Origin of the sequence: Rodentibacter mrazii, from assembly GCF_001998825.1 — a bacterium.
Lineage (GTDB): Bacteria > Pseudomonadota > Gammaproteobacteria > Enterobacterales > Pasteurellaceae > Rodentibacter > Rodentibacter mrazii.
On sequence record NZ_MLHG01000076.1, the window covers coordinates 1 to 6,640 of the forward strand.

The following is a 6,640-nucleotide window of genomic DNA, read 5'->3' on the forward strand; positions in this document are numbered from 1 at the left end:
AAGAATATGGAAATCTATTAGAAAAGTGTTTATTTATTTATCGGAATATTGATGGTGGTAAGAATATTATTCGGTTCGACTATACTTCAGTAATTGATCATTACATTCAACACTGGGTGAGAGAAGATATAAAACAGGGAATTATTATTAAAGATGAATTTGCTGATTTTTCACAAGAAGATTATGTCTATTTGATGACAAAAGCAATACAGGAAAATATTAAACTAGAGTTTATCGAACAACATAAAAACAGTCATTTACTTGCTTTTGAACTCGCTCAATTAGAAAACCACTCAATGCTATTTACCACTTCGTTTGAAACGGCAAAGTTAATTCATAATGCGTACTATTTTTCAAATAAACCTTTCCCTAAAATTTATACGTTTTATCGAAATAATTTTAATAATGATACTCGCTTTAGGTTATATGGGCTAGACTACGGCTATATAAGTAAAAAAATATTAGCCTATATTAGAAAGGAAAATACAGCCATTGAACCTTTTCATTTTAGTTTTTTAGATTTTCTTCCACAAAATAGAGATCAAAATAAAAATAATACAATCAAAATTCTAGCCGTTAACACTCCCTCTATTGACGCATTAAAGAAACTTATTCCACACTTTACCAAATTAACAAATATTCAAGTACATATTGATACCTGTACGTTTGCAGATATTCCTAATGAGTTAGGAAAAAATACTCGGAAAAATCAGTATGATATGGTAAGAATTGATATGGAGAGCTTGCCTTATTTTGCACAATCTTATTTATTGCCATTAGATTTTTTAACAATTGAGACATTAGAAACTCATTTCTCAGCCAGTATTATTCAAAAATTTTGTCAATTTCAACAAAAAATCTATGCTGTTCCTTTTGATCCAAGTATTCAAATGCTTTTTTATCGCAAAGATATATTTGAAGATGCGAAAATTAAACGCTTGTTTTATGAAAAATATAATAAAGAATTAACATTACCAACAAATTTTGAACAATTTAATCTTTTATTACACTTTTTTCAATCGGGAGTTGTCGACTATCCTGAAATTAAAAAAGGTTCAGCATTAATTATTGATGATGAAGGCACACTCGCTAGCGAATTTTTTGTTAGATACTATGCTATTTTCCCTTCTATTTTTAAGAATGGAAACATTTTATTTAACCGGAAAGCCGTAGAAGAGAGCTTAAGCCAACTAAAAACCTTATATGAAAATGCTATTCGACTCGAAAAAAGCTGGTGGAAAGATGAGGCTGAACTCTTTGAACAAGGAGAAATTCCATTACTTCTTGTTTATATGAATCACTTTTCGTCTATTTCCAATCATAACTCGCTCTACCCTGTTGGCTTTACTTCTGTTCCGAATCAGCGTCCATTATTAGGAGGAGGATCTTTGGCTATTTTAAAACAAACGCAAAATCAGACCGCTTGCGAATGGTTTATTAGTTGGTTTTTACAACATATTATTCAAGAGCAATATAGCCAGCTAGGTGGTGTATCGGCAAGAAATGATTTAATGGATAATCAAAGTATTACGCAATCTCTACCTTGGTTAGCTTTAGCAAAACAGACGAAATTCTACGGCATTAGAGAAAATGTATTGGGTGATCAGGCTATTCACTTACGCCAGATCGAAGCCATTATTGGTAAAGCAGTAAAAGATTATTTATTAAAGGATCGATCAGAAGTCGCTACCGCTGAATTTATACAGCAACAAATAGATCTTCTTTAACCATCTAATGGATTTAACATCTTTCTTTGAAAAATAGCAAAAAGATGACCGCACTTACGGAGGCTATCAGGGTTGGATACCACCAAAACGTTGCCCATTGTGTTGCAATTTCCGGCAATTTATCGTGAGTGAGCGTGTGGTTGTAAATCAATCCAATCAGAGAAGACGAGATGAGTATTCCCAGACCATTTGAAAAAATATGGCGTAAACTTTGGGCTTGTGTGCGTATATGATTTTGTGCTTTGCTGTTCACATACATATCGCCAACGGTGAAAAAAAACGTCCAGCAAATGCCTTGCAGAACTAAACTGGTCAGAATATAGAGTAAAGGTTCTGTGGATATTGCGGACATCGCAAGCAGTAAAGAGCGCACTGCCCAAGCGATGATACCAATTAACATAATCGGTTTAAATCCCCACCGCTTAATCATTAAACTAAGAAAAAGCATCATCAGTACTTCCGATACCACACCAATTTGCATCATATTTGCTGCATTTAGATGGAAATCTTTAAGATAAACAGGCATATAGGCGCTGTAAGCTGTTTTGCTGATCATCACTAAAAGGGTTATCATCATAAAAAGACTGAAATAACGATCTTTAAATAGCTGAAAGGCATCTAAACAAAATAAGGTTCGCCAGTTGAGAGAGGTTGTGATTGGCGGTGTATTGGGCAGACTAAAACAATAAATCCCATAAATAATCGACGCAAATGTGGCAACTTTAAAGACGACAACGTGATTAAAAATTTCGTAATAACCCATTGCTAAACCTGAGAGAATAAAACCGATATTCCCCACAACCCGAATAAACGGAAAAAGGCGGCTATCTTCTAAATGTCGAAAAGCAATGCTGTTGGAAAGGGCAAGAGTCGGATAATAGAGTAAACCTACAGTGAAAATCAGCACGAAAAAAACAGTATGATATTGATGAGAAATTGCAAGTGCGACCTGATAAAGCACTAGACTATTCAGTAAATGTAACGTACCAAGTACTTTTTCTGCGGCAAAAAAGCGATCTGCAATCATTCCGATAAACAATGGGGAAATAATAGTAGCTAAGCCAAGTAGTGTGTAGGTTGTGCCAATACTATTTCTCATACCGTAACCCGATAATACTGCACCAATCATCATACTCCAAGAACCCTGTACAAAATATTGCAGTAACATCATTGTCATCAATCTGATTGTAAGCATTTTTTGCATAGTACTTTATTCCCCACAGGTAGAACCAGAAATTATGCTGATTTATAATGGATATCGCTGACATTCATTAAACGTTCTGCCGCTTGTTCCGGTGTTAAATCCCGTTGTGTTTCTGCCAACATTTCATAGCCGACCATAAATTTACGCACTGTTGCAGAGCGTAATAATGGCGGATAAAAAGTGGCGTGTAATTGCCAATGATCGAGATTTTCACCATTTTGAAAAAATGGCGCATAATGCCACCCCATTGAGTAAGGAAAAGGGCATTCAAACAGATTATCGTAGCGAGTCGTAAGCTGTTTTAGAGCAAAAGCGAGATCCGTTTTTTCATTTTCAGTCAATTCTTGCATTCGGCGAATATGGCGTTTTGGCAATAACATCGTTTCATAAGGTCAAGCTGCCCAATAAGGTACAACGGCTAACCAATATTCTGTTTCCACCACGTTTCTTCTTCCCTCTTTACATTCGGCATTCACATAATCCAACAGTAAATTTGAGCCGTATTTTTGCATATAGTGATGTAAGTTTTTATCTTTACAGGCAATCTCGTTCGGTAAAAATGAATTTGCCCAAATTTGACCGTGTGGGTGAGGTTGCGAACAGCCCATCATTTCCCCTTTATTTTCAAATACTTGAACCCATAGATAGTGTTTGCCTAATGCTTCAATTTGAGTATTCCAAGTATCAATAATCCCTCGAATTTGTGTGATGGTAAGTTCTGGCAAGGTTTTATTATGATCGGGAGAATAGCAAATAACCTTTGCTAAACCTTGTACGCCCATTATTTGAAACAGAGGGTTATCAGATTGAGAGGTATTAGGGGTATCCGGCATCAATGCAACAAAATCATTGTCGAAAACAAAAGTGCCTTGATAGTCCGGATTTTTTTCACCCGAAATACGATTATTATTGGGGCAAAGTAAACAATTAGGATCGTAAGCAGGTAAATCATTATTAGGTAACTTATCGACTTGTCCACTCCAAGGACGTTTAGCGCGATGCGGCGAAACTAAAATCCATTCATTTTTTAAAGGGTTGTAACGTCTATGAGGGTGATCGGTGAGATTGAATTTCATTGTGTATCCTTTTTACAAAAAGTGCGGTAGAAATCACCGCTTGTTTTATACAAGCGGTGAGATATTGAGCAATTATTCTTCAAGTTTAGCTACTTTTAACCCAAGTTCTTTCGCTTTTTGAATAGTTCGGATTTTACGTTCCTCAATGATTGCCACCAGGAAAAGCGATATGACAGCAATAATACAAGCAACATTAAAGACGATGAAGACATCTGCCCAACCGTGTAAATGATGACCGAAAACGGTTAAACCATCACGTTTTGGATCGGCAATTAAAGCAAGCCCGACTTTTGCTGTGGAATCGCCAAATAAGTACCCGAATGTTCCCGCTATACCATTTGCAACACTTACGCCTCTTTTTGGTGCAAGATTGATAATCGAAATAGGAATAAGAGTAAGTGTACCGAAAATCATTGCCCCTAAGCTAAATAAAGCAATGTTTACGGCCATAACACTCGTCCCATCACGGTAAAAATCAATCACAAAAAATACAATGGCTAAACAGACTGTACCCACAGCAGCGGTTCGTCCTTTAAAGAAATCGGCAATTGTGCCCCAGAAAAGGCTACCGATAAATGCCCCTGCCTCAAACCACAAAATTGTATTTACGGCATCATAGTTATTGAAATGTAATGTCTCACGCACATAGAGCGGTGCCCAGTTATCGATCCCAATGCGTAAAATATAGCCAAATACGTTGGCACAGCAAAGTACCCAAACCCAAGGGTTAGAAAGCAGATATTTTTTGAAGATTTCCCATTTTGTCATTGTTTCTGCCGCAGTATTTTCCTCTTCAATAGGCTCTTCAAAAATTTCCTCACTGCGATTCCAGCCTAATTCTTCCGGATCATCTTTCCCCCAATAGAGCCCGATAATACCGATAATTAAGGCAATTACAGCAGGAAAAATAAACATACCGGCAATATTTCCGCCAAAGAATGTATTCGCCCCCCATAAGGCTATAGCACCTGCAATTGCGCCCCCTACATTGTGTGAGCTGTTCCATAGCCCCATTGCAGTTGCACGTTTGGTTCTCGGTACCCAGCGGTAAATCGTACTATAAGAAGCCGGGCCACCAGCTGATTGGAATACGCCGTTTAATCCCCAAAGCACGATAAACACACCAACGACCGAGCCAAAGAAACTTAATACTAATCCCATAGCCATCACAACAATAGACGAGGCAATGAGTAATGCTGAAATGATCTTTTTGGTATTCCTACCATCAATAAAATACCCCAGCACAGTTTTACCGATACCGTACACAATAGAAAATGCCAAACCAATATAGCCTAATTCTAAAGTAGAAATGCCGTATTCTTCTTTTAAAAACGGCTGTGCCGCTTTAAAGTTATTACGGATCAAATACATACACATATAAGCTAAAAACACTACCATAAAGGCTTTTAAGAACTGTTTAAACCATTGGCGACGTTGCTCTGCCGTAGTTAAACCAATGGGTGGAATTTTTTTAATATCAAAGAAACTCAACATACGATGCTCCTATATAAGTCAATTATTGGTTAATGAATATTTCGCAACCTTTAACATGTTTAATATTCAAACAAGCATTACGTAAATCAATAAATCGGGTTAATTCAATAGATAAATCGGATTGGAAAACATTTGCTCCTGAATTGAGATAGCTTTTCCAAAGCGAATAGTCAAAACGCTCCGCAGCTCCGTCTGCATCATTTAGAGTGTTTATCCATAGGCGAACTTTATGCTTATCGGCAAGTGCGACAAGTTCGGGAGTAATGTCAGACATAAAGGTGTGCATAATCTTGAAATTTTCCCCCCACATTTGTTGGAATTTATGAAAATCGGCAACAGGGTTTCCACCTTTGGTGATCGCAAGGTTAATCGGCAGAGGTAAAATGCCTGTTTTATCCGTAACAGCTTTGAGTTTTTCAGCATTGTTGTTATAGGCTAACAAGTTGTCAGTACCAAATTCTTTGACTAACGTTGATAGCTTTTCAACATCAATTTCTTTTAAATCCAAATCAAGAAACACCCGATCTTTTGCTACTTCAAGTGCTTCTTTTAACGTGGGGACGCGATGAATTTGCCCATCAAAACCATCGGTTAATTTCAATTGTTTAATTTGTTCTAATGTCAATTTAGAGACGAGCACTTTGCCCGCAAATTTGCCCTCTTTTTCAGCCAAATGAGGAAAAACCTCCTGTACATTCGTTGTTCTATCCAACGTTTCGTCGTGAACAAGAACATAATGTCCATCAGCAGTTAAACGTGGATCAACTTCAATAATACCTACACCACGGTTAATAGAAAGGTTGATCGCTGCAATGGAATTTTCCGGAAAAATTCGGCTCTCAACACCTGCTTGAGCACGATGCGCCACCGTCATCGGTGAGAAGGGATAAGTTTCAAAATTCTCAAGAATTTTCTTTGTTGCATTATCTGCAAAACTTGTAGACGAAAGAGCTAATAATAAACTTGTCGCTAAGGTTCCAGCTAATTTCATAGTGATTCTCCTATAAAAAATTTTATACATTTGAAACGTTTCAAATTCAATAATAAATCAATAATGAAACGTTTCAAAATATAAATTTTCAATAATGAGAGAAAGATCACAAAATTTTACAAAATGATAAAAAGTATAGAGATAAATA

4 protein-coding genes and 1 pseudogene are annotated in these 6,640 nt (G+C 36.6%); 1 reads left to right on the top strand and 4 read right to left on the bottom strand.

Features of this window, described 5'->3' with window-relative positions; genetic code table 11:
- On the top strand, positions 1-1,727 hold a 1,727-nt coding region (locus tag BKK47_RS10420; RefSeq protein WP_077494773.1), incomplete at its 5' end, for an ABC transporter substrate-binding protein.
- 13 nt (positions 1,728-1,740) lie between these two features.
- On the opposite strand, the gene BKK47_RS10425 is transcribed toward BKK47_RS10420, so the two are convergent.
- The 4 genes and pseudogenes from BKK47_RS10425 to BKK47_RS10440 form a co-directional block, all read right to left on the bottom strand.
- Complete coding sequence (locus tag BKK47_RS10425; RefSeq protein ID WP_244149138.1) at positions 1,741-2,931, bottom strand: MFS transporter; 1,191 nt, start codon at positions 2,929-2,931, stop codon at positions 1,741-1,743.
- Between the two features lie 32 nt (positions 2,932-2,963).
- A pseudogene (locus BKK47_RS10430) lies at positions 2,964-4,007 on the bottom strand (UDP-glucose--hexose-1-phosphate uridylyltransferase).
- A 72-nt stretch (positions 4,008-4,079) separates the two neighbouring features.
- Entirely contained in the window at positions 4,080-5,501 is a 1,422-nt protein-coding gene (gene uhpT, locus BKK47_RS10435) for a hexose-6-phosphate:phosphate antiporter (protein ID WP_077494774.1), read from the bottom strand.
- Between the two features lie 22 nt (positions 5,502-5,523).
- Positions 5,524-6,492 carry a glycerophosphodiester phosphodiesterase family protein gene (locus tag BKK47_RS10440; protein WP_077494775.1) on the bottom strand — a complete coding sequence of 323 codons (969 nt, stop codon included), beginning with the start codon at positions 6,490-6,492 and terminating at the stop codon, positions 5,524-5,526.
- Between the last annotated feature and the right edge of the window lie 148 nt (positions 6,493-6,640).

Coding starts and splice junctions, on each gene's coding strand:
- BKK47_RS10425 (WP_244149138.1), bottom strand. CDS start 2,931: ATGCAAAAAATGCTTACAATCAGATTGATGACAATGATGTTACTGCAA.
- uhpT (WP_077494774.1), bottom strand. CDS start 5,501: ATGTTGAGTTTCTTTGATATTAAAAAAATTCCACCCATTGGTTTAACT.
- BKK47_RS10440 (WP_077494775.1), bottom strand. CDS start 6,492: ATGAAATTAGCTGGAACCTTAGCGACAAGTTTATTATTAGCTCTTTCG.